The 21,319-nt window shown below is 61.6% G+C and carries 19 protein-coding genes; 11 read left to right on the top strand and 8 right to left on the bottom strand.

Annotated elements, in window-relative coordinates; all coding sequences use genetic code 11:
- A partial coding sequence (locus BGN91_RS13015; protein WP_292613788.1) for a serine hydrolase occupies positions 1-1,412 on the bottom strand: 1,412 nt, incomplete at its 3' end.
- Between the two features lie 379 nt (positions 1,413-1,791).
- Between BGN91_RS13015 and BGN91_RS13010 the strand changes: the two genes are divergently transcribed.
- Positions 1,792-2,130: a phasin family protein gene (locus tag BGN91_RS13010; RefSeq protein ID WP_292613783.1), complete on the top strand. Its 339-nt coding sequence runs from the start codon at positions 1,792-1,794 to the stop codon at positions 2,128-2,130.
- 70 nt (positions 2,131-2,200) lie between these two features.
- Here the strand turns inward: BGN91_RS13010 and BGN91_RS13005 are convergent, their stop codons facing one another.
- Positions 2,201-3,928, bottom strand: a complete 1,728-nt coding sequence (locus BGN91_RS13005) for a pilus assembly protein (RefSeq protein WP_292613781.1) — start codon at positions 3,926-3,928, stop codon at positions 2,201-2,203.
- A 474-nt stretch (positions 3,929-4,402) separates the two neighbouring features.
- On the opposite strand from BGN91_RS13005, the gene clpS reads away from it, so the two are divergent.
- Both clpS and clpA read left to right on the top strand, forming a co-directional pair.
- Positions 4,403-4,735, top strand: coding sequence for an ATP-dependent Clp protease adapter ClpS (gene clpS / locus BGN91_RS13000; RefSeq protein WP_292613787.1), 333 nt, complete (start codon positions 4,403-4,405; stop codon positions 4,733-4,735).
- 257 nt (positions 4,736-4,992) lie between these two features.
- Positions 4,993-7,380 carry an ATP-dependent Clp protease ATP-binding subunit ClpA gene (gene clpA / locus BGN91_RS12995; protein ID WP_292613779.1) on the top strand — a complete coding sequence of 796 codons (2,388 nt, stop codon included), beginning with the start codon at positions 4,993-4,995 and terminating at the stop codon, positions 7,378-7,380.
- A 241-nt stretch (positions 7,381-7,621) separates the two neighbouring features.
- Here clpA and rplI read toward each other — a convergent pair whose 3' ends face one another.
- The 4 genes from rplI to rpsF form a co-directional block, all read right to left on the bottom strand.
- Positions 7,622-8,230: a 50S ribosomal protein L9 gene (gene rplI / locus BGN91_RS12990; protein WP_292613777.1), complete on the bottom strand. Its 609-nt coding sequence runs from the start codon at positions 8,228-8,230 to the stop codon at positions 7,622-7,624.
- A gap of 41 nt (positions 8,231-8,271) precedes the next feature.
- Positions 8,272-9,258 carry a DUF2232 domain-containing protein gene (locus BGN91_RS12985; RefSeq protein ID WP_292613775.1) on the bottom strand — a complete coding sequence of 329 codons (987 nt, stop codon included), beginning with the start codon at positions 9,256-9,258 and terminating at the stop codon, positions 8,272-8,274.
- Positions 9,259-9,384: 126 nt separating this feature from the next.
- Positions 9,385-9,624: a 30S ribosomal protein S18 gene (gene rpsR, locus BGN91_RS12980; protein ID WP_009799569.1), complete on the bottom strand. Its 240-nt coding sequence runs from the start codon at positions 9,622-9,624 to the stop codon at positions 9,385-9,387.
- A gap of 5 nt (positions 9,625-9,629) precedes the next feature.
- On the bottom strand, positions 9,630-10,073 hold the full coding sequence (gene rpsF, locus BGN91_RS12975; RefSeq protein ID WP_292613768.1) for a 30S ribosomal protein S6: 444 nt from the start codon (positions 10,071-10,073) through the stop codon (positions 9,630-9,632).
- 353 nt (positions 10,074-10,426) lie between these two features.
- Between rpsF and fabD the strand changes: the two genes are divergently transcribed.
- From fabD to gmk, 7 genes are all read left to right on the top strand, one after another.
- Entirely contained in the window at positions 10,427-11,386 is a 960-nt protein-coding gene (gene fabD / locus BGN91_RS12970; RefSeq protein ID WP_292613766.1) for an ACP S-malonyltransferase, read from the top strand.
- A 19-nt stretch (positions 11,387-11,405) separates the two neighbouring features.
- Positions 11,406-12,143, top strand: coding sequence for a 3-oxoacyl-[acyl-carrier-protein] reductase (gene fabG, locus BGN91_RS12965; RefSeq protein WP_292613764.1), 738 nt, complete (start codon positions 11,406-11,408; stop codon positions 12,141-12,143).
- 273 nt (positions 12,144-12,416) lie between these two features.
- Positions 12,417-12,656: an acyl carrier protein gene (locus BGN91_RS12960; RefSeq protein WP_006610957.1), complete on the top strand. Its 240-nt coding sequence runs from the start codon at positions 12,417-12,419 to the stop codon at positions 12,654-12,656.
- Positions 12,657-12,749: 93 nt separating this feature from the next.
- A complete protein-coding gene (fabF, locus tag BGN91_RS12955; protein WP_292613762.1) occupies positions 12,750-14,015 on the top strand; it encodes a beta-ketoacyl-ACP synthase II in 1,266 nt (421 codons plus the stop codon).
- A gap of 177 nt (positions 14,016-14,192) precedes the next feature.
- Positions 14,193-15,479, top strand: a complete 1,287-nt coding sequence (gene mltG / locus BGN91_RS12950; RefSeq protein WP_292613761.1) for an endolytic transglycosylase MltG — start codon at positions 14,193-14,195, stop codon at positions 15,477-15,479.
- Between the two features lie 290 nt (positions 15,480-15,769).
- Positions 15,770-16,657 (top strand): YicC/YloC family endoribonuclease, encoded by an 888-nt coding sequence (locus BGN91_RS12945; protein WP_292613760.1) that lies wholly within the window; start codon positions 15,770-15,772, stop codon positions 16,655-16,657.
- A 3-nt stretch (positions 16,658-16,660) separates the two neighbouring features.
- A complete protein-coding gene (gene gmk, locus BGN91_RS12940; protein ID WP_292613758.1) occupies positions 16,661-17,320 on the top strand; it encodes a guanylate kinase in 660 nt (219 codons plus the stop codon).
- A 123-nt stretch (positions 17,321-17,443) separates the two neighbouring features.
- Here gmk and BGN91_RS12935 read toward each other — a convergent pair whose 3' ends face one another.
- Both BGN91_RS12935 and BGN91_RS12930 read right to left on the bottom strand, forming a co-directional pair.
- Positions 17,444-18,442: a hypothetical protein gene (locus tag BGN91_RS12935; protein WP_292613756.1), complete on the bottom strand. Its 999-nt coding sequence runs from the start codon at positions 18,440-18,442 to the stop codon at positions 17,444-17,446.
- Positions 18,443-18,643: 201 nt separating this feature from the next.
- The gene (locus tag BGN91_RS12930; RefSeq protein WP_292613754.1) at positions 18,644-19,702 is read right to left on the bottom strand and encodes an alcohol dehydrogenase; all 1,059 of its coding nucleotides are present in this window, start codon (positions 19,700-19,702) and stop codon (positions 18,644-18,646) included.
- A gap of 99 nt (positions 19,703-19,801) precedes the next feature.
- Here BGN91_RS12930 and BGN91_RS12925 point away from each other — a divergent pair, with 99 nt between their 5' ends.
- Positions 19,802-21,316 (top strand): glycosyltransferase family 39 protein, encoded by a 1,515-nt coding sequence (locus BGN91_RS12925; protein ID WP_292613753.1) that lies wholly within the window; start codon positions 19,802-19,804, stop codon positions 21,314-21,316.
- Positions 21,317-21,319 lie beyond the last annotated feature (3 nt).

Genomic DNA, 21,319 nt, shown 5'->3' with positions numbered 1-21,319 from the left:
GCCGGCAGCACGCCCAGGATGCCTTGTCCGGTGCCGAAGTTGGCGGGCTGCGGCGGCATGCTGGCTCGCGTTCCGACAGAACCCGATGTTTCCGGCGCTATGTCGCGAGCGGTTCCGGTGGCGCCGTCGACCGGCGGCACCGCTGCCGTCGGCTCGGCCGAGGCCAACCTGACCGATCCGGCCCTGACCTGTACCGTCTTCACCCGCACCGGTTTCATCGGTTCGGTCGAGCCGGGAACGGCGTCGATCGGTTGGGTCGCGATGACTCCGCTGGTCAACGGAGCGGGCTCGGACCTGGTCCGCTTCGCAGGCAGAGCGGCGGTCGAGGCTGCTATCAGTGAGCGGGCCAGACGGGTGGGACGTTCAGGCGGCAGCGCGACGGGTTCGGGCGGAGCCGACGCAGTCTGGATCGCGCCGTCGACCTGCGTCATTTCCGTGGGCCGTGAGCGCGCCTGATCCTCGGCTACCCTCGCATTGGCGTCGGCTGTGTTGCTCTCGGTAATGGCGGCGACTGTCCGGTGCGTCGCGGCCTTGTCGAGATTTTCGGCCAGCAGGCTGCGCATGGTCGCATCGCGCGAACCGCTGCTGCGGCCTCCGAGGACGACGCCCACCAGATGGCGATTGCCGCGCTTCAGATTGGTGACGAGATTGAAGCCGGACGCACGGATATATCCCGTCTTGATGCCGTCGACGCCATCGACGCTGCCGAGCAGATGATTGTGACCGCGAATGGTGCGGCCGCGGAACGTGAACGACCTTGTCGCGAAGTAGCGATAATAGCGCGGAAAGCGGTCCTGTAATGCACGGCCAAGTGTTGCCTGGTCCCGTGCAGTGGTGACCTGGTCGTCGTCGGGAAGACCTGACGCGTTGCGATAGACCGTTCGGGTCATGCCGAGCGCGCGCGCCTTCCGCGTCATCATCCTGGCGAAGTCGCCTTCGTCGCCGCCGATCGCTTCGGCGATTACAACTGCTGCGTCGTTGGCGGATTTCGTCACCAGCCCCTTGATGGCGTCCTCGGCGCGGATGGTCTGACCCGGCCGCAAACCGAGCTTCGTCGGATCCTGTGCCGCGGCGTGCGCCGAGACCGGCATTTCGGTGTCGAGAGTCATCTTCCCCGAATCCAGGCGCTCGAACAGCAGATAGAGCGTCATCATCTTGGTCAGCGATGCCGGATGACGAAGACTGTCGGGATTTGTGGATGAAAGCGTCTCGCCCGAATTGGCGTCGACGACGATCGAGGCAAAACGCGGATTGTAGCTTTGCCGCGCCTCGTGGTGAGCGTGATGGCGATGGTGATGACGGGCGCGGCGTGCGTCGGCGTGGTCGGTCGTAAAAACAACGGCGGCGATCGCTGCCAGTCCGAATGCGCCAGCTCGCATGACGCGGGCGGAAGCCAAGGTTGTGCGAAGCATGAACGTCCCCGTCCCCATTTTTCGACTTTAGTCACCGGTTCGTGAGGCAAAATTGTGCCCGACACTCTGATCTGAGCGTGCAGCGCGAACCCGGTCTCAAGGCGAGGTGGCAGATCAGGTTTGCCGTTCTGGCTAAGAGCCTGGTTCAACGGTGTTTTTTTGATCTTCCACCGGAACGCCCAGGATACCGGAATTCAGCCTAGGGGGGCGGAGTTTCCAAAAGGTTAAGCAACCCTTGATGGCATCTGTCTGATTTGCGTCGAATCGCCGATTGTGCGTCGCACAAAAACAGTTGCTTTTATTGTGCAGTGCATTATATCTGATGTCGAGAGGCCGGATGTCCCCGGCTCGTATTACCAACCCCGGTGAGGAATCCATCATGATGAAGATCGACGAAGTTCAGCAGCACGGAAAAGAGCAACTCGACGCCGCAGTCGCAGCGGCGGGCAGCTTCCAGAAAGGCGTTCAGGCGATCGCCCTGGCGTTCAGCGACTACACGCGGAAGTCATTGGAAGACGGCAACGCATTCACCGAGAAACTCGCCGGCGTGAGATCGCTGGACAAGGTCGTGGAGGCGCAGACCGAATACGCCAAGAAGACCTACGAGACGTTCGTTGCGGAGTCGCAGAAGATCGGCGAGCTTTACGCTGATCTCGCCAAGCAGACCTTCAAGCCGTTCGAGGATTTTGCCGCGAAGTTCGTCCCGGCCGCTCGCTGATATCGCAGGATTATCCCCAAATGAAAAAGCCCGGCCAGTGTGGCCGGGCTTTTTTTGATCGTCGCGCAGGCTACTTCGCGATGCGAAGCTGCGAGATTTGCGTGAGAATGTTCTGGAACGCGTCAGCTGTCTGGGTAGACGACGTGATCATTTGAAAATTGCCATTGCTGGCGCAGTTCTGCAGCACTGTCGACGTGGGATCCTTGCTGCCGATATTGACCTGGATCGTGAACACGGTCACGCCGGCATCCTTGACCTTCTGGCATAACGAGGCTTGCCGCGTATCGATGCTCGACGCGCTCGTGTACCAGCGGTTCTGCGTGTTCAGACCATCGGACAAGAGGACGATGTAGTCCTGATAGATGTGCGTCGTGTCCTTGATGGGAGCGGCGATCGGGCCGTTCGTCGTGCTGAGGGACTGCCAGCCCCAGGCAAGGCCGATGCTCTGGTTGGTGTTTCCGCTGGGGGTCATCGCATCGATCTGGTCTTTCAGGTCGCTCCACTGAGAACTCATGGGCGTGATCGTGGCCGGAAGACAGTCGGTCCACTGCTCGGCATAGAACTTCGTGGAGGGCGCTGTATCAACACCCACGACGGTGGAGGGCGCGACATTTGAAATGTCGTAGTCCTGGTCGCGGTCGTTGACGCAACCTGTCCAGCCGCCGGCGGATTGCGCGGCCGAGGGCTGCGGGGCGGCCGCCGCCGTTGCCGCGGTACCATCGCCACGCCAAAGGTGCGAGTAGGTGGTCGGCGTGCTGCAAACCTTGTTGCTGCCCCACCCCGAGCACGAGCAGTTGCTGGTCGATCCGCAACTTGCGCCCGAGCCTGTGGCGATGGTTTGACCCGGCGTCGTCACCGTCGTGTAGCAGCCGTTGTAGAAAACGCCTGTCTTGCCGGGAATTTTCTTGCCGCTATCGACGCTGGGACAGATGTAGCCGGCGTAGGTTCCGCTCGATGGAATCGTGCTTGTGCTCTTCGCCCCGCTCAAAGTCGCAGGTCGATCCATGCACGTGAAGCCCTGATTGCTGTTCGTAAACGGGCAGTTTGAGTTGGCAATGGTGGTGTTCCAGTTGCTCGGCTTGGAACCCGTTTTCGTGGTGTCGAGAATCGGAGGTTCGCCAAGCCATTCGGACCAGTTGATCCATGCTGCATTGATGTTGGATGTTCCAACGTTGACGTCCTTTGCGAACGGAACGATCGAAATATAGACGTCGCCGGTGGTTTTGGCGAACGCGGATAGAGAATCGATCATGTCCTTCGCAGCGGTCTGAAGCGCGGACATCTTGCCATTGGACGACATCGATCCGGTGTTGTCCAACACCATCGCGACGCGCATCCGCGAATTGCCCCAGGTCGATGTGGAACTGGTTCCGAAAGTGAGCTGCGGAAAACCCGCGACCTTCATGAAGTCGGTTTTGATAGCGCCATGCCCGGAAGCGAGAATCGTTGCCGCCGCCGTTGAGGTGCTCGGTGTGTAGACGGCACTCACCGTGACACCAAATGCATTGCCGTCATGATAAAGCGCTGAAAAATATTTCTGCAGGGCGTCCGTGATCTGCTGAGACGTCATGGTCGGGCTGGCCGCGGCGTCCTTTGAGACCATCAGTACCGCCGAATCCATCGCGGCCTGCATTGAGGAGCGCGCCGCATTGGCCCGGGTGTAGTCGACGGCGGCCCCGACGAAGCCGAGTATCGGCAGGAGGGCGATTGCAAAAATTGGTGCTATATTACCTCGCAGGTCTCGACCAAAGCAGGTAGCCGAACTGCGAATCTGTTTGCGAATTGAGGTCCCAGACATGGCTGTCACCGATCCGTTGGTTTCAGCCGCATTTCGAGCCGCAGGGCTAAATGGGTGGTAAAGTTGTCCTGAGAAAGCAGGTAAATAGCCGCACAAATTGCGAGGACGGGCCGGAAGATCGCCATCGTCGTGAATGGAGGTTAAAGCGTCATATCGATGATTTTCCGAGGTCGGCAGGAACTCGTTAATCCTGGCTTCGCGCCGGAGGGCTATTTCGGCCTCGATTGTGATCTTGCGGTGAGCCGAATACCGACCCATACTTAATGCATTCGAACACCCAGCCGATGGCGATCCGGACGCCAGCGGCCGTGAAACTTGCCTGGATTGACGGCCGCCGGGAGGCTTTGTCCGCTGGCCGTTGTTGATCCCGCGGAGATATCGAACGCTTGAGCCATGTTGAAGCTGCCAGCCATTCAGACATCTGGAACGTCCATGCTGCGTGTGGCGGATGTCCGTTTTTCTTCTGCAACGCGGATGAGTGACGACGAAGGTCGTGCCGATGGTCGGGATGATCCGGCCGGTGCGGTCATCACCAAGGTCAAACCGAAGACCAAACGTCCCAATCTCTACCGCGTGCTGATATTGAACGACGATTACACCCCAATGGAATTCGTCGTTCATGTCCTTGAGAAGTTCTTTCAGAAGGATGTCGAGGCCGCCACCCAGATCATGCTGCACGTCCACCATCACGGCATAGGCGAATGCGGCGTGTTCACTTATGAGATTGCCGAGACCAAAGTGACGCAGGTGATGGATTTTGCGCGCAAGCACCAGCATCCGCTGCAATGCGTGATGGAAAAAAAATAGCCGCTCCCGTTCCGCGAAATCGAAACGAATCCTCGCGCACTCGGCGGAATTTTGGTGGAGGCGAGCCCGCGTGGGGTTCGCGATCCGCGCGTCGTTCATTCGGGCGACTTGCGAAACTCGGAACAACCTCGATACGATTTCTGCGCTGGACCGGCACTTCCCCTCGGGTAGTGTATTACTATATCATTGTCGAAGGTTGTTGTTGCCTGACAGGGCGATGGCGATCATGATGGCCAAGAGACCCTAGAGGACGCGGAATGCCAACTTTTTCTCAAAGCCTGGAACAATCCCTGCATCGGGCGCTCGCAATCGCAAATGAGCGGCATCACCAGTATGCCACGCTCGAGCACCTTTTATTGTCGCTGGTGGACGATTCAGATGCCGCAGCGGTGATGCGGGCTTGCAGCGTCGATCTCGACAAGCTGCGCGGCAGCCTGGTGAACTATCTCGAAACCGAATTCGAGAATCTGGTGGCGGACGCCTCCGACGATGCCAAGCCGACAGCCGGCTTCCAGCGCGTCATCCAGCGTGCGGTGATCCATGTGCAGTCGTCCGGCCGCGAGGAGGTGACAGGCGCCAACGTGCTGATCGCGATCTTCGCGGAGCGCGAAAGCCACGCCGCTTATTTCCTGCAGGAGCAGGATATGACGCGCTATGACGCGGTGAACTACATCAGCCATGGCATTGCCAAACGTCCCGGCGTGTCCGAGGCGCGTCCGGTGCGCGGCGTCGATGAAGAGACCGAAACCAAGAGCGGCGACGACGCCAAGAAGAAGGGCGATGCGCTCGAAACCTACTGCGTCAACCTCAACAAGAAAGCGCGCGACGGCAAGATCGATCCGGTGATCGGGCGGAACGCCGAGATCAACAGAGCGATCCAGGTGCTGTGCCGCCGCCAGAAGAACAACCCGCTCTTTGTCGGCGACGCCGGCGTCGGCAAGACCGCGATCGCGGAAGGCCTGGCGAAGCGCATCGTTGATAGCGAGGTTCCCGAGGTGCTGGCGGCCTCGACCGTCTTCTCGCTCGACATGGGAACGCTGCTGGCCGGCACCCGCTATCGCGGCGACTTCGAAGAACGGTTGAAGCAGGTACTCAAAGAACTCGAAGCGCATCCGAGTGCGGTTCTGTTCATCGATGAGATCCACACCGTGATCGGCGCCGGTGCGACCTCCGGCGGCGCGATGGACGCGTCCAACCTGCTCAAGCCGGCGCTGGCGTCGGGAACGATCCGCTGCATGGGTTCGACCACCTACAAGGAATACCGGCAGCACTTCGAGAAGGACCGCGCGCTGGTGCGCCGGTTCCAGAAGATCGACGTCAACGAACCGTCGGTCGAGGATGCGATCGCCATCCTGAAGGGACTGAAGCCGTACTTCGAGGATTATCACAAGCTGAAGTACACCAACGATGCCATCGAGGCGGCGGTGCAGCTGTCGTCGCGCTACATTCACGACCGCAAGCTGCCCGACAAGGCGATCGACGTGATCGACGAGTCCGGCGCGGCGCAGATGCTGGTTTCCGAGAACAAGCGCAAGAAGACGATCGGGATCAAGGAAATCGAGACCACGATCGCGGCCATGGCCCGGATTCCGCCCAAGAGCCTGTCGAAGGACGATGCCGAGGTTCTCAAGCATCTCGAGCAGACGCTCAAACGCGTCGTGTTCGGTCAGGATCGCGCGATCGAAGCCTTGACGGCGTCGATCAAGCTGGCGCGCGCCGGACTGCGCGAACCGGAGAAGCCGATCGGCTCCTACCTGTTCTCCGGCCCGACCGGCGTCGGCAAGACCGAGGTCGCAAAACAGCTTGCGGAGGCGCTTGGCGTCGAGCTGCTACGCTTCGACATGTCCGAATACATGGAGCGGCACACCGTTTCGCGGTTGATCGGCGCGCCTCCCGGCTATGTCGGTTTCGATCAGGGCGGCCTGCTGACCGATGGCGTCGATCAGCATCCGCATTCCGTGGTGCTGCTCGACGAAATCGAGAAGGCACACCCGGATGTCTACAATGTGCTGTTGCAGATCATGGACCACGGCCGGCTCACCGATCACCACGGCAAGCAGGTCAACTTCCGTAACGTGATCCTGATCATGACCACCAACGCAGGCGCCTCTGACATGGCCAAGGCCGCGTTCGGCTTCACGCGCAATAAGCGGGAAGGGGACGATCGCGAAGCCATCAACCGGCAGTTCTCGCCTGAGTTCCGCAACCGGCTCGATGCCACCGTCTCGTTCGGCCATCTCAGCACCGAGGTGATCGGCATGGTGGTTGAGAAGTTCGTGCTTCAGCTCGAAGCCCAACTGGCTGATCGCTTCGTGACGATCGAGCTCTCCGACTCCGCCAAGGCCTGGCTGATCGAGCATGGGTATGACGAGCAGATGGGCGCCCGGCCAATGGCGCGGGTGATCCAGGAGCACATCAAGAAGCCGCTGGCGGACGAAGTGCTGTTCGGCAAGCTCAAGGGCGGCGGCCATGTCCGCGTCGTTGTGGTCAAGGACGAAGCAGTCGCGGGCGTGGATCTCGAGAAGATCGGTTTCGAGTTTGTCGAGGAGCCGGTCACGCCCAGGCCCGAGAACCTTCCGGGCGGCGCCCGCAAGCGCAAGCCCAAGCCCGGCGACGGTATCTCGAAGGAGCCGCTCAAGGTCTGAAGGTTGGAGCCTCGTTTCTGATAGACTCAGAAGTGAGGCTCCATGATTTTGGTTTGACGGTTATCGTCAGGCGAACAGTATTTCTGCTCGGGTCAAGCCCAAGGACGTGCTTCGCTAGAAAAGGCGATAACCGCTAACAATCAAACGGCCGGCACTGTGCGTGCCGGCCGTTTTGCTTTGTGAACCGGTGCTGTCCGGCATGACGGTTGCTGATTCCGCCTACACCAAACCCGCGCCTGATTTATTTTTCCTCGGCGCTCGGCTCTTCTTCGGTTTCGGCGACGTCGTCATGCTGCGCTTCCGGATCGAAGAATTCGCCGGCAGCGGCGATCGCTTCCGCGGCGGCGTCGCGATCCTCCTGCCGGGTGCTGATGTCCTCGCCACGCTTGATGCGCTCGGCCTCGTCGGCGCTGCGGGCGACGGTCACCGTGATATAAGCTTCAACTTCGGGATGGACCGCGACCGTCAGCTTCTGCTGCCCGATCGCCTTGATCGGCGCATCAAGCCAGACCTGGGGTCGGTTGACGGTGATGCCATCCGCGGCCAGCGCGGCCACGATGTCGCGTACCGTGACCGAACCAAACAGCTGACCGGTCTCCGAGGCCTGGCGGATGATGACGATGTCGCGGCCGTCGATCTTCTCGGCGACTTTCGCGGCTTCGCCCTTGGCCTTGATATTGTTGGCTTCCAGCTCGGCTTTCATGCCGTCGTATTTGGCGCGGTTGTCGGCGGTCGCACGCAGGGCCTTGCCGCGTTTGAGAAGGAAGTTGCGGGCGAAACCATCCTTCACCTTCACGACATCGCCCATCTGGCCGAGCTTGGCCACGCGTTCCAGCAAAATGATTTCCATGTTCGATCCCCTTGTTCGGAGTAAGCGCGTTTGTGTTGAATTCACGATCGAGGTACGAGCGGCGGAGGCATGTGCCGCTGCATGTAGCGTTGGCGAAAACCGAAAATCGCATCGGCGATGCCGATACCCACGATGGCGATCACCGGCCAGATAAACGCCAGCACGACCGCGTAAACACAGGTCAGCCACAGTCCGCGAGCGCGTTGCGCGAGGGTGATCGTGTGCAGCACGGCGAAACCCATAAGCGCATACGCCATCATCAGGCACGCGGTGACGATCTGGGCCAGGATCGCCGGCAGTCCGCCGACGAAGCACAGCGCCAGCGCCACCGTCATCGCAACCAGCACCATCGGCGGAAGCGTTATTGTCTTCATGTCAGGCCAGGGGCGTCGCAGCCGGCCGGAGGTGGCGGTGACCTTGGCCGCGAGCCACACATTGAGCGTCAGCGTCGTCATCGCAATCGTGGCTGCGGCGGCAGGCGCGATCGCCACAAACGCGTCGACGACTTCGGAAGCCCGATCGCCTGATCCGGTGTCTTGAACGTTGGCGATGCGCAGCAACCCGTGACGCAGCGTCTCTGTAATCGTCGATGCGTCGGTGCCGAGCGTGAGCAGGGCGGCGGTCGTGGTCAGGGCGGCGAAGCACGCGAGCCAGACCAGAATGCGTCCGAGCGGATACCAGTCGATTGGTGGCGCTCCCGCCGGCGCTGCGGCCGTCCCGTCCGGCGGCGCATCCGCCGCGACCGGGCGGCCGAGCAGGACCAGGTGCCCCAGCCACCACGACGGCAGCGCGACTGTCAGCACGAAGGCAGCCGAATAGGGCGGGCCGAACATGGCGCCCAGGCTGACGCCGGCCAGAGCGCCGCCGATCGCCGCGCTGGTCGGTCCCCATCCCATCGCCGCGACCATCAGCGGCAGCGGGGCAAGATAGAACAGCAGCAGCGAGATGAGCGCTCCCGAAATGATCGAGGCGAACATCAGCGCCGAAGCGCAGCCGGCTGCGGCTGCGATGAGGAGGTTTATAATCATCAGCTGTCCCGCTCCCTTCGAGCGGTTAGAGGTTCATTTTTGAACCCCAACCATCGGCGACCGGAAATGACCCGGAAACCTTATGAAAGATGACGGGCGGCGGCGTAAAAGCCGCCGCTCGCCGGATTAGCGAATGACGTAAGGAAGCAGCCCGAGGAAGCGCGCGCGCTTGACCGCACGCGCGAGCTCGCGCTGCTTCTTGGCGGATACCGCCGTGATGCGGCTCGGCACGATCTTGCCGCGCTCGGAGACGTAACGCATCAGCAGCTTGGAATCCTTGTAGTCGATTTTCGGCGCATTCGAACCCGTGAACGGGCAGGTCTTGCGGCGGCGGAAAAACGGACGGCGTGCACCTGCATCAGCCATGATTCTTACTCCTCAACCACTGCGCTGGCATCGTCGCGCGGACGGCGCGGACCGCGGTCGCCGCGGAAACCGCCGCCTTCGCGGTCACCCCGGAATCCACCGCGATCGTCGCGCTCACGGTCGCGATCGGCCTTGCGCATCATCGCCGAGGGGCCTTCCTCGTGTTCCTCGACGCGCACGGTCAGATAACGGATGACATCCTCGTGGATGCGTTCCTGGCGCTCGATCTCGTTGACCACTGCGGCGGGGCCGTCGATGTTGAGCAGCACGAAATGCGCTTTGCGATTCTTCTTCATGCGATAGGTGAGCGAGCGAACTCCCCAGTTCTCGGTCTTGGTGACCTTGCCGCCCAATCCGGTGATCACGCCGGTGATCTGGTTGGTCAGTTCCTCGACCTGCTGGGAACTCGCATCCTGACGCGCGAGAAAAACATGCTCATAGAGAGGCATGGATGTCCTTTCCTAAACGTTGGCGCGAACCCCGGCGGCAAGCCCTTCGAGACCTTCGGAAAGGACTCGGGATAAGCTCAGAAGGCGGAAGCACGGGACGACGGGCCGACAGGCCCTGCCGCATCAATATCGCCTGACAACGTGAAATTGGGCAGGTGAAATTGCTGGGACCGTCCGTTCAGCTCCCGGCCGGGATCCACGGATGGCGCGGACTTATACGGATTTCGGCCCAAAGGCAAGGGAAGCGGTCCGGTTCCTCGCTTACCGGTTTCGTCCGAATCGGCATTCGCGCGCCTGTCTTGACATCATCCGGCTTGCGGTGTCTCTCGCCCCGGATTCAAGGGGGCAATCGAATGACGGCGGCATTTACCTTTCCCGGCCAGGGGTCTCAGGCCGTGGGCATGGGCAAGGCCCTCGCCGAGGCTTTTCCGGTCGCAAAAGCCGTTTTCGACGAAGTGGATGCCGCTCTCGGCGAGAAACTGACCACTGTCATTTGGGACGGACCCGCCGAAACCCTGCAACTGACGGAGAACGCCCAGCCGGCATTGATGGCGGTCTCCATCGCTGCGCTCCGCGTGCTCGAGGCCGAGGCGGGATTTTCGGTGGCTCGCGATGCCGCCTTCGTGGCCGGACATTCGCTCGGGGAATACTCGGCTCTGGCGGCTGCGGGAAGCCTGAGCATAGCCGACACGGCGCGACTGTTGCGGACGCGTGGTCTTGCCATGCAGAAGGCGGTTCCGGTCGGTGTCGGCGCGATGGCCGCGCTGCTGGGTCTCGACTACGAGGCCGCCGTGGCGGTCGCCGACGAAGCCGCGCAGGGTCAGGTCTGCCAGGCCGCGAACGATAACGGGGGCGGCCAGGTCGTCGTGTCGGGCGACAAGGCGGCGGTCGACCGTGCGGTCGAGATCGCCAAGAGCCGGGGCGCCAGGCGCGCGATGCTGCTGCCGGTGTCCGCGCCGTTTCACTGCAAGCTGATGCAGCCCGCAGCCGATGTCATGGCGGAGGCGTTGGCGGACGTAACCATCAACGCGCCGGCCGCGCCGGTCGTATCCAACGTGCTGGCTGCGCCTATTACGAGTCCGGATGAGATTCGCCGTCGCCTTGTCGAGCAGGTCACAGGGACCGTACGCTGGCGCGAGTCGGTTGCCTATATGGCAGGACACGGAGTAACGCGCTTTTTCGAGATCGGAGCCGGCAAGGTTCTGAGCGGGCTGGTCAAGCGCATCGCGGATGGGGCTGTCGGCGTAGCCGTCGGCGGACCGAACGATATCGCGCCGGCCAGGGAAGCGCTCGACGCCGCGCGGTCGGCATAAGCGAGACAGGGAGGACGCGATGTTCGATTTGAGCGGCAGGACCGCGCTCGTGACCGGCGCGACCGGTGGCATCGGAGGCGCCATCGCGAAGGCGCTGCATGCGCAGGGCGCAACGGTCGCAATTTCCGGCACCCGGCGCGAGGTGCTGGAAGCGCTGGCAGGCTCGCTTGGCGAGCGGGTCCATGTGCTGCCCTGCAACCTGTCCGAGACGGCCGAGGTCGAGGCGCTGGTGCCCGATGCCGAGAAGGCCATGGGGCAGGTCGACATCCTCGTCGCCAACGCCGGCGTCACGCGGGACAACCTGTTCGTGCAGTTGCGCGACGAGGACTGGGATGATGTCATTCGGATCAATCTGACCGCGACGTTCCGTCTGGCCCGCGCCGCGACCAAACTGATGATGCGCAAGCGCTTCGGCCGCATCATCGCGATCACCTCGGTGGTCGGCGTAACCGGCAATCCGGGCCAGGGGAATTACACCGCATCGAAGGCGGGGCTGATCGGCATGATCAAGACGCTGGGTGCGGAATATGCGAAGCGGGGGGTGACGGCAAACTGTATTGCACCCGGATTTATCGCAACGCCGATGACCGACGCGCTGAACGACAAGCAGCGCGAGGCGATATTGACGAAAGTCCCGGCGGCGAGGCTGGGGACGCCGGAGGATATCGCCGCGGCGGCGGTCTATCTGAGCTCGAACGAAGCGGCGTACGTGACCGGACAGACCATTCATGTCAACGGCGGAATGGCAATGATTTGAGGGGTTTTTGGCCCATCCGCCGGGGCTTGTAGTCAAAGCTTTCGATGTGTGATAACCGGACGAATAACGGGTGGGCGAAGAACGCCATTGCAGGAATTTGAAACCCTGTATATTGGCGGTGCGGAGGCCGCCGTCGTTTGCCGGTCCGCACCCGCTCAAGGCGGAACAGACCGAATTCTACACGACTGCGATAGCGACAGAAACGTGACGAGTTAACGCTCCACAATGACTCGTTTTGCAGTCGGGTCCAATTGAACAACGCGAGGTTTAATAATGAGCGAGATTGGCGAGCGGGTTAAGAAGATCGTGGTCGAGCACCTTGGCGTAGAGCCCGAGAAAGTTGTCGATAATGCCAGCTTCATCGACGATCTCGGCGCCGACAGTCTCGATACTGTCGAACTCGTGATGGCCTTCGAGGAAGAGTTTGGCTGCGAAATTCCCGACGACGCGGCAGAGACGATTCTGACCGTTGGCGATGCCACCAAGTTCCTCGAGAAGAACGCGAAAAGCTGACGCTCTCGCGCGGTCTTGATGAAGCCGGACGGACCGTGGCCGAACGGTCCACCGGCTTTTCCTTATGGCTGGCAAGGAGGCTGGAGTTTTTCAATGAGGCGCGTCGTCGTCACGGGTATGGGCATGGTGTCGCCGCTGGGCTGCGGCGTCGAGCCGACCTGGAAACGAATCCTCGGCGGTGAGAGCGGCGCGAAGCAGATCGAGACCTTCGATACGACCGACCTGCCGTGCCGAATCGCCTGCGTCGTTCCGCGCGGCGACGGGACCGATGGAACCTTCAATCCCGACCAGTGGATGGAGCCGAAGGACCAGCGCAGGGTCGACGACTTCATCATCTTCGCGATGAGTGCCGCGAAGCAGGCGCTCGACGACGCGAACTGGCATCCGGCGACCGAGGAGGATCGTTGCGCAACCGGCAGCCTGATCGGTTCGGGCATCGGCGGCCTCTCGGGAATCGCCGACACCGCGGTCCTGATGAAGGAGCGGGGAGCGCGCAAGGTGTCGCCGTTCTTCATCCCGGGACGCCTGATCAACCTTGCTTCGGGTTACGTATCGATCGAACATGGTTTGAAGGGACCGAACCACGCGGTGGTGACGGCCTGTTCGACCGGCGCACATGCGATCGGCGATGCCAGCCGCCTGATCGCGCTCGGCGACGCCGATGTCATGGTGGCGGGCGGCGCGGAATCGCCGGTCTGCCGCATCGGCATGGCGGGCTTCTGCGCGGCGCGCGCGCTGTCCACTGGTTTCAACGACACGCCCCGGAAAGCCTCGCGCCCCTACGACAAGGATCGCGACGGATTCGTGATGGGAGAGGGCGCCGGTATCGTTGTGCTCGAGGAGTACGAACATGCACGGCGGCGCGGCGCCAGAATCCATGCCGAGGTGAGCGGCTACGGACTGTCGGGAGACGCCTATCACATCACCTCGCCATCGCCGGACGGTGACGGCGCATATCGCAGCATGAGCGCGGCGATGAAGCGCGCAGGGATCTCCGCGTCGGATATCGACTATATCAATGCCCATGGCACGTCGACGCAGGTCGGCGATGAAATCGAACTGGGCGCAGTGGAGCGTCTGCTCGGCAATGCCGCGTCAAGGATTTCGATGTCGTCGACCAAATCGTCGATCGGTCATCTCCTCGGTGCGGCCGGTGCGGTTGAAGCGATTTTCAGCATCCTTGCGATTCGCGATAACATCGCACCGCCGACGATCAATCTCGATAATCCCTCGGTGGAAAGCGCGATCGATCTCGTCCCGCACAAGGCGCGACAACGGGAAATCAATACCGCTCTGTCGAACTCGTTCGGATTCGGCGGCACAAACGCGTCCGTGATCGTGCGGCGCGTAGTTGATTAACGCGTAACGGGAACGAATCCACCGTTTCGCCGCATTCGATGCTAAATCCTAGTGGTCCGTTTCTGACATTTGCATCCCGTTGCGGCAGGTTTTCTTGGAAATGTTGCGGGCGTATGCTGTTGGCCGGGGCAACGAATTCGCTGGCCGCGATTGAACCGACAGGATCAGGTTACATCGATGACTGAGAGGCCGCCCATTTCTCCGCGCAGCCCGCGTGCCGCACTCGAACCCGAACAGGTGCCGCCGCCGCCGAAGCGCTCCGCGCGCGCCCGCAGCCCGATGGTGATAGCCGGCAACGCGATTATCACACTCGTGCTGATCGGGATGCTGGGCGTTGGCGGAATCTACATCTACGGCAAGCAGAAGATCGAGGCGCCGGGACCGCTGCAGGAAGACAGGATCGTCAACATTCCGGCGCGGGCTGGCATGAAAGACATCGCGGAGATTCTCCAGCGTGAAGGCGTGATCGACGACAATCGCCTGGCGTTTTACGGAAGCGTGTTCGCGCTGAAAGCGAGCGCCGGTCTCAAGCCGGGTGAATATGCGTTCCAGAAGAACGCCAGCCTGCGCGATGTCATCGGCACCATTGTCGAAGGCAAGGTGGTGCAGCATCTCGTGACGATTCCGGAGGGCTTGACCTCCGAACAGATCGTCGCGCGGCTTTCTGAAAACGATATCTTCTCGGGGACCATTCGCGAGATTCCGCGCGAGGGCACGCTGCTGCCCGAGACATATAAATTCCCGCGAGGAACGAGTCGCGAGCAGGTGGTCCAGCGCATGCAACAGGCGCAAAAGCGCGTGCTCGCGGAAATCTGGGAGCGCCGCGCTCCCGATGCCCCGGTCAAGACACCGGAGCAGCTCGTCACGCTCGCATCGATCATCGAAAAGGAAACGGGCAGGGCGGATGAGCGCAGCCGGGTCGCGGCGGTGTTCGCAAATCGCCTGAAACAGAAAATGAAGCTGCAGTCCGATCCGACGATCATCTATGGCCTGGTGGGAGGCAAGGGGACGCTGGGTCGGCCGATCAGACGCAGCGAGATCGCGCAGCCGTCCCCTTACAATACCTACGTGATCGACGGGCTGCCGCCCGGACCGATCGCAAACCCCGGCCGCGCCTCGCTTGAGGCTGCGGCAAATCCGGCGCGGACTCGCGATTTGTTCTTCGTCGCGGATGGGACCGGCGGACACAGCTTCACCGAGACCTACGAGCAGCACCAGAAGAACGTCGCCCGGCTTCGGACCATGGAAAAGCAGATTCAGAACGATACGGTCGAGCCGGCGGACGATCCGCCGCAATCGCCCCAGCAGCCTGCGTCTCAATCGCCGCCGGCGGCAGCGGCGCCGCCAGCGGCGGATGCTGAGCCGACGGAAGAAACGCCCGCCGCAAAGCCCGCGCCGCGCAAGCGGACCCGGCCGGCCCGGCAGGGCGCGGCAGATCCTTCGCGGAATACCATTCAACGATAGGCGTCGTACTCTGCGCGGAGGTCGGGTCTGACTCGGGAGGCAGATTTCATTCACCCGCAAAGCCATCTAAGTCCGGTCTGATCTGGTTGAATCGGACTCCAGCCGCAGCCTCCTTGATTGAGCATGATCACATCCGAAAACCGGTTTCCACTTTTCGGGACCATGCTTTAGATTCTTGATTTAACGCGTTTTCTTCACGCGAACCGAATTCCACTTCGCTCGAAAACGCTCTAACGTGGGAACGTCCGTTCCCGCGAATTTCAGATCCAAACTGTTCGGAGAACTACGCGATGGCGTTGTCGAGCATGACCGGCTTTGCGCGAAGGCACGGCGCCAGCGGGCCTTATGCGTTCGAATGGGAGCTGAAATCGGTGAACGCCAAGGGTTTCGACTTTCGGACACGGCTGCCGCCAGGCTGGGACGACATCGAACCAACCGTACGCAGGCGGTCGGCGCAGGCGTTGTCGCGCGGCACCGTCTACGCCAATCTGACCGTGAAGCGCAGCAATGCCGCTTCCGTCGTTCGCATCAACGAGGACGTGCTGGCATCCATCCTGAAGGTCGCAGGCGATTTGTCCGGCAGGATCGATGCCGTCGCACCCAGTGTCGACGGCTTGCTGTCGATCAAGGGTGTTCTCGAAGTCGTTGAACCGGAAGCTGACGATGCGGAGGAACAGGCAGCGAAAGCCGCCGTCGCCGAGGCTTTCGAGCAGGCGTTGCGTAGTCTGATCGACATGCGCGAGCGTGAGGGCGTTGCGCTGGGCCAGATCCTTTCGCAGCGGATGGATGAGATCGAACGTCTTGCGAGAAAGGCGGAGGCCGCGCCCGGCCGCCGGCCGGAAGCGGTGAAGGCGCGGCTCGCCGAGCAGATTGCGGCGCTTCTCGAGACGTCGGATCGCTTCGATCAGGATCGGCTCAATCAGGAAGCGGTCCTGATCGCTGCGAGGGCTGATATCCGCGAGGAACTCGACCGAATTGCCTCGCATATTGCGCAGACGCGGGAATTGATCGGGGGAGGCGGCCCGATCGGACGACGGCTCGATTTTCTCGCGCAGGAATTCAACAGGGAAGTGAACACCTGCTGCTCGAAGTCGAACGATCTCGAATTGACCAACATCGGCCTTGCGATGAAAAACGTCGTCGAGCAGTTTCGCGAACAGGTCCAGAATTTGGAGTGATCGATGGCTGCTCACGGTCAGAGCTTCGATGGAGTTGAACGGCGCGGCCTGATGTTCGTGCTGTCGTCGCCTTCGGGTGCGGGCAAGACCACGCTGTCGCGATTGTTGATCGAGCGGGTCCGGGGCCTGACTCTTTCGGTCTCCGCCACCACGCGACCGATGCGGCCAAGCGAAGTCGACGGCCGCGACTACAGGTTCGTCGACAACAAGGTTTTCGAGCAGATGGTCCAGCGCGGTGAACTGCTGGAGTGGGCCAGAGTATTCGACAATCGCTACGGTACGCCGCGCGTCCCGGTGGAGGCGGCGCTGTCATCGGGTCGCGACGTGTTGTTCGACATCGACTGGCAGGGCACCCAGCAATTGCGCGAGAAAGCGCGGGCCGATGTCGTCAGCGTCTTCATTCTGCCGCCGTCCGCTGCCGATCTGGAGAGACGTCTGCACACCCGCGCCCAGGATTCCGACGATGTCATTCGCGGACGAATGGACCGCGCCGCGCATGAACTGAGCCATTGGGCGGAATACGACTACATTGTCATCAACCAGAATGTCGATGAAGCCTTTGCCGAGGTGCACTCGATCCTGAAGGCCGAGCGGCTCAAGCGCGAACGCCGAACCGGATTGACGGCGTTCGTGCGCGAATTGCAAAAACAACTCGGGACGTAAAGTCTTTTCGCTTCTGATGGATCAGAAGCGAGGTTCTGTAATTTTGATGATACGTTTTCTACGCGAACCGGCATCCATTCTCAGGGTCAAGCCCCGAGAACATGCCTCGCTCGAAAACGCTCGCTATGTCGCCGTTCCGCGAGACGCTCGCGACAGGATTTCCATAATATCGCGCGATTGCGCCTCGATCTCCCGGCGCAGGCGGAGCGGATCGCGGGCCGGTGTTGGCGCGACATCAGGATTTTGCCGTTGCCATGGCGGAAGGTGCCCGTTATCCAGCGCATCCCGGATCGACTCAGGTTGGGGAAGAGAGCGCATGATGCTGCTCAGGCTTCCCAACTTGACGACCGCAAATCCGAGAAGTCCCGCGAAACCCAAGGCGCCGGCCAGGCCGCCCAGTAGGAATAGCATCGAATACGATGTCGCTTCGGATGCCGGCGCGCGGACGATGCTGACGGCGGGGCCGGGCTCGCTGCGTTCGGCAAGCAACTGCGGAGCTGGCGCAGTTGCGGCCTCAGGCGGCGGCTGGTTGTCCTGCACCTGCGAGTTGGGGGTCATCGTTTCCACCGGTGCCGGATGTTGCTCCGCCATCTGGATTGGCGCGGCCGCAGTGTCCGCCGGATCCGGCCAACGCGCGGTCACGGATGACGGCGAAGTATCGGCGGTCTGTGCCTCGGCCGACGGAGCGGTATCGGCTGGCGAGGGGTCGGTGCTCGCCTGGTCGTGCGCGTTTGTGTAAGTCGTGTCGGCCGGCGGAGAGCTGGCGTTGGCTTGATCGCGCGCCGCGTCGTCGAGTTCCGCGCGGGCGTTGGCGACGGAGGCCTGCAGGGGCGGTGCCGCAGGCGTCTCGGCCAGCTTGTCCGGTGCGGGAGCAGACGGTCGAGGTTTTGCGGCGGGTTTCTGTGCGATCTTGCCGCGCTCTGCGCCGAGGTACCAGCAGTGGCGTTTCGTTCCGTGCTCGATGCGATAGTACCAGTGGCTTCCGCGCGGCGTTGTCGCTTTCGGACCCGGAAGACAGGTATCGTCCGCGTGCGCCGGACCGTGTACGGTGGCCGCGAGCACGCTGCCCGCGAACGAAGCGATAAAAAAGGCTGAGAGCAGTTTCCCCGAACGATTTGACATAAGCATCCCCAAGTAATGACGAGATGAACGCGGTGACGTCTTCGCCAAATTGTCGGGAAAGACTGGGGTCGCATTGCGCCACAAATCCGGAAGGGCTGAGGCTTAATTGAGGCCGCTATGCGCGAGAAATACTCGTTTTGCGAGTGGCGTATCATGTCTTCCGGTGTGCTCGCCGGTCAGCATGCGTCGGAGGAATCCTCGTCAGTTCTTGAACAGGACGCGGCCGACCACCTTGCCGGCCCGCAACTGCTCCATCCATTTCTGAGCGTCTTCCATCGGCTCTTCCCGCATCGGGGTGGGCTTGATCTTGCCGGATCGCGCCAGCGCCATCAGCTCCTGTGCCTCCGCGAGCGTGCCGACCATAAAGCCTTCGATGGTCATGCGCTTGTAGATCCACTGCACGATCGGCAGGTTGAAATTGCCTCCCATCAGCCCAGAGACAACGATCTTTCCACCGCGGGCGACGGTTGAGACCGCGAAGCTCATCGATTTCTCGTTGCCGGCGAAATCGACGACAGCGTCGAAGCCTCCGTCGTGCTCCTTGACGATGCGCCTGGCGATGTCGGCTTCCGACGGGTCGTAGGCGACCGCTGCGCCGTTCGCGAGCGCAGTCGCTCGCGCTGCCGGACTCACATCTGCAACGGATATCTTCTGCTTGAACATGGCCTGCGCGAAGGCAAGCCCCATCATGCCGACGCCGCCCAATCCGATCAGCAGCAGGTTGCGCCGGCGCGGCCGGTCGACCAGGCGCTTCAGCGCGCCATAGGCGGTGATGCCGGAGCACATCAGCGTCGCCGCCAAGTTGACCGGCAACGGATCGTAGTCGAGCAGATATTTTGCGTCCGGCACCAGCACATGGGTGGCGAAGCCGCCGTCGATCGAAACGCCGAGAAAACGGTTCCTGGCGCAGAGATTTTCGTCTCCGGCCAGGCAATCCCGGCACTCGCCGCAGCCGATCCAGGGGAACACCGCTTTCTTCCGTCCCACGATGTCTCTCGGAGCTTCCGGTCCGACTTCGTCGACAACCCCCGCAATCTCGTGGCCGAGGGTGAAGGGCAGCGTCATGCCGCGGGTCGTATCCAGCCGTTTGCCGTTGCCGAGGTCCATGTAGCCGTCCTGGAGATGCAGGTCGGAATGGCAGAGGCCACAGCGCTCGACCCGTACCAGAACCTCGCGGCCCTGCGGCGTCGGGGTATCGATCATCGTTTCGCACAGCGGCGCATCGAACCTGACGAGTGATTGGCGTTTCATCGCCGGCATAGTAGGCCTCCTCTCGAAAGAGCGCGTACCATTATATCACGCCGTTTCTTGCAACTGCCGGGGCTCATCGCGCCGTGCTCGAATGAGTCAGGGTTGGCGATGACAGTCACGAGTGTCCGGCTTATCGCGATCTGGGATGGACGCCTGGTGCAGGCTGTCGCCGATTTCGTGCGGCGGAATAGCAGCGGTCGGCTGTTCCGCATCACGCTGGCGGTCTATGCCGTGCTGTGGATGCTGTATTTCTCGGTCGCGAACGCGACCGTCGACATTCACTACGATCTCAGCGAGGAGTCGGTCTGGGCGCAGACCTTTGCGTTCGGCTACAAGCATCCGCCGATGACGGCGTGGATTTTCCGCGCGTGGTTTTCCATATTTCCACGCGCTGATTGGGTGGCGTATCTTCTGGCGACCGTTAATATCGTCGTGACGCTGGCCGTTACCTGGACGGTCATGCGGGATCATTTAAACAAGGAGCGCGCGCTTGTCGGTCTCACGGCGCTGATCCTCGTCCCGTTCTATACGTTCCTGGCGGCACGATTCAATGCCAACACGGTGATGATGCCGTTCTGGTCAGCGGCTGTGTTGTTCTATCTCCGCGCGCGGCGCGACGTGAGGTGGACGGATGCGGTTCTCGCGGGAGCATTCGCCGGCCTGACGTTCCTGGGAAAATATTGGGGGGTCTATCTAATCGCGGGCATCGCCGTCGCGTCAATTGCCGGAGAGGACGTCAGGCGGTTTTGGCGATCCGGCACGCCATTCATAATGGCCGCCGCGGCATTGGGAGTGATAGCGCCACACATCCATTGGTTGCTCACCGAACATAATCACGCCACGGAAAATTTCATGGCGAGGAGCGTGCTGGTTTCAGTTCCATTCGGTACAGCGTTCAAGACTTCCGCATACTATCTCGTCGGCACCGCAGGCTATATCGTCGTACCCCTTATCTTCTTTACGATACTAAGGCCGGACCGAGCGACGATGCGGGACACGATCTGGCCAAGCGATCCAGGGCGTCGTCAGGCTCTGCTTCTGCTCGTCGTCCCGTTGATATTGCCGGCGGTGGCCAATCTTGCGTGGTCTCATCGTCTGACTTCGATATGGACGTTTCCGAATTGGGCGCTGCTACCCGTGGTATTGTTCGGCTCGCCGCGGCTCAATGTGACGGTCATCGCTGCCGCTCGCAGCTGCGTGACGGCGCTTGCGATATCGCTTCTGGCTGTTGTTGCTTCGCCGCTAGTGGCGCGTGAGCATCTCAACCCGCGGCGCACCGCTCATAACGCGCATTATCGTCAGCTCGCCGAGGAAATCATGCGTCTCGCCAGTTCGCCAGCTGTGTTGATTGCCGGTAGCGAGCAGGCCGTTCAAGGCTTATTTTACTATCTTCCTGGAGCCCGGCCGTTAAGCGATCCTCCCGATGAAAGAAGTGCACCACCCATTGCGGCACGGGTCATGGTCTGCAGCGAGGACGACGCCTCTTGCGAGGTCGCGGCCAAGTCGTTTGCCGGAAACGCTGGTAGCACGACGAACGTAACATTTTTCAGAACATATCTTGGCTATTCGTCACGACCGCTGACATATCGCATCGTAGTGGCGCCGGCTTCGACCAAATCCTGATTG

Origin of the sequence: Nitrobacter sp. 62-13 (assembly GCF_001896955.1) — a bacterium.
Taxonomy (GTDB): domain Bacteria; phylum Pseudomonadota; class Alphaproteobacteria; order Rhizobiales; family Xanthobacteraceae; genus Nitrobacter.
Note: the sequence above shows the minus strand (reverse complement) of the source record. Positions and strands in the feature narration are given on the sequence as shown.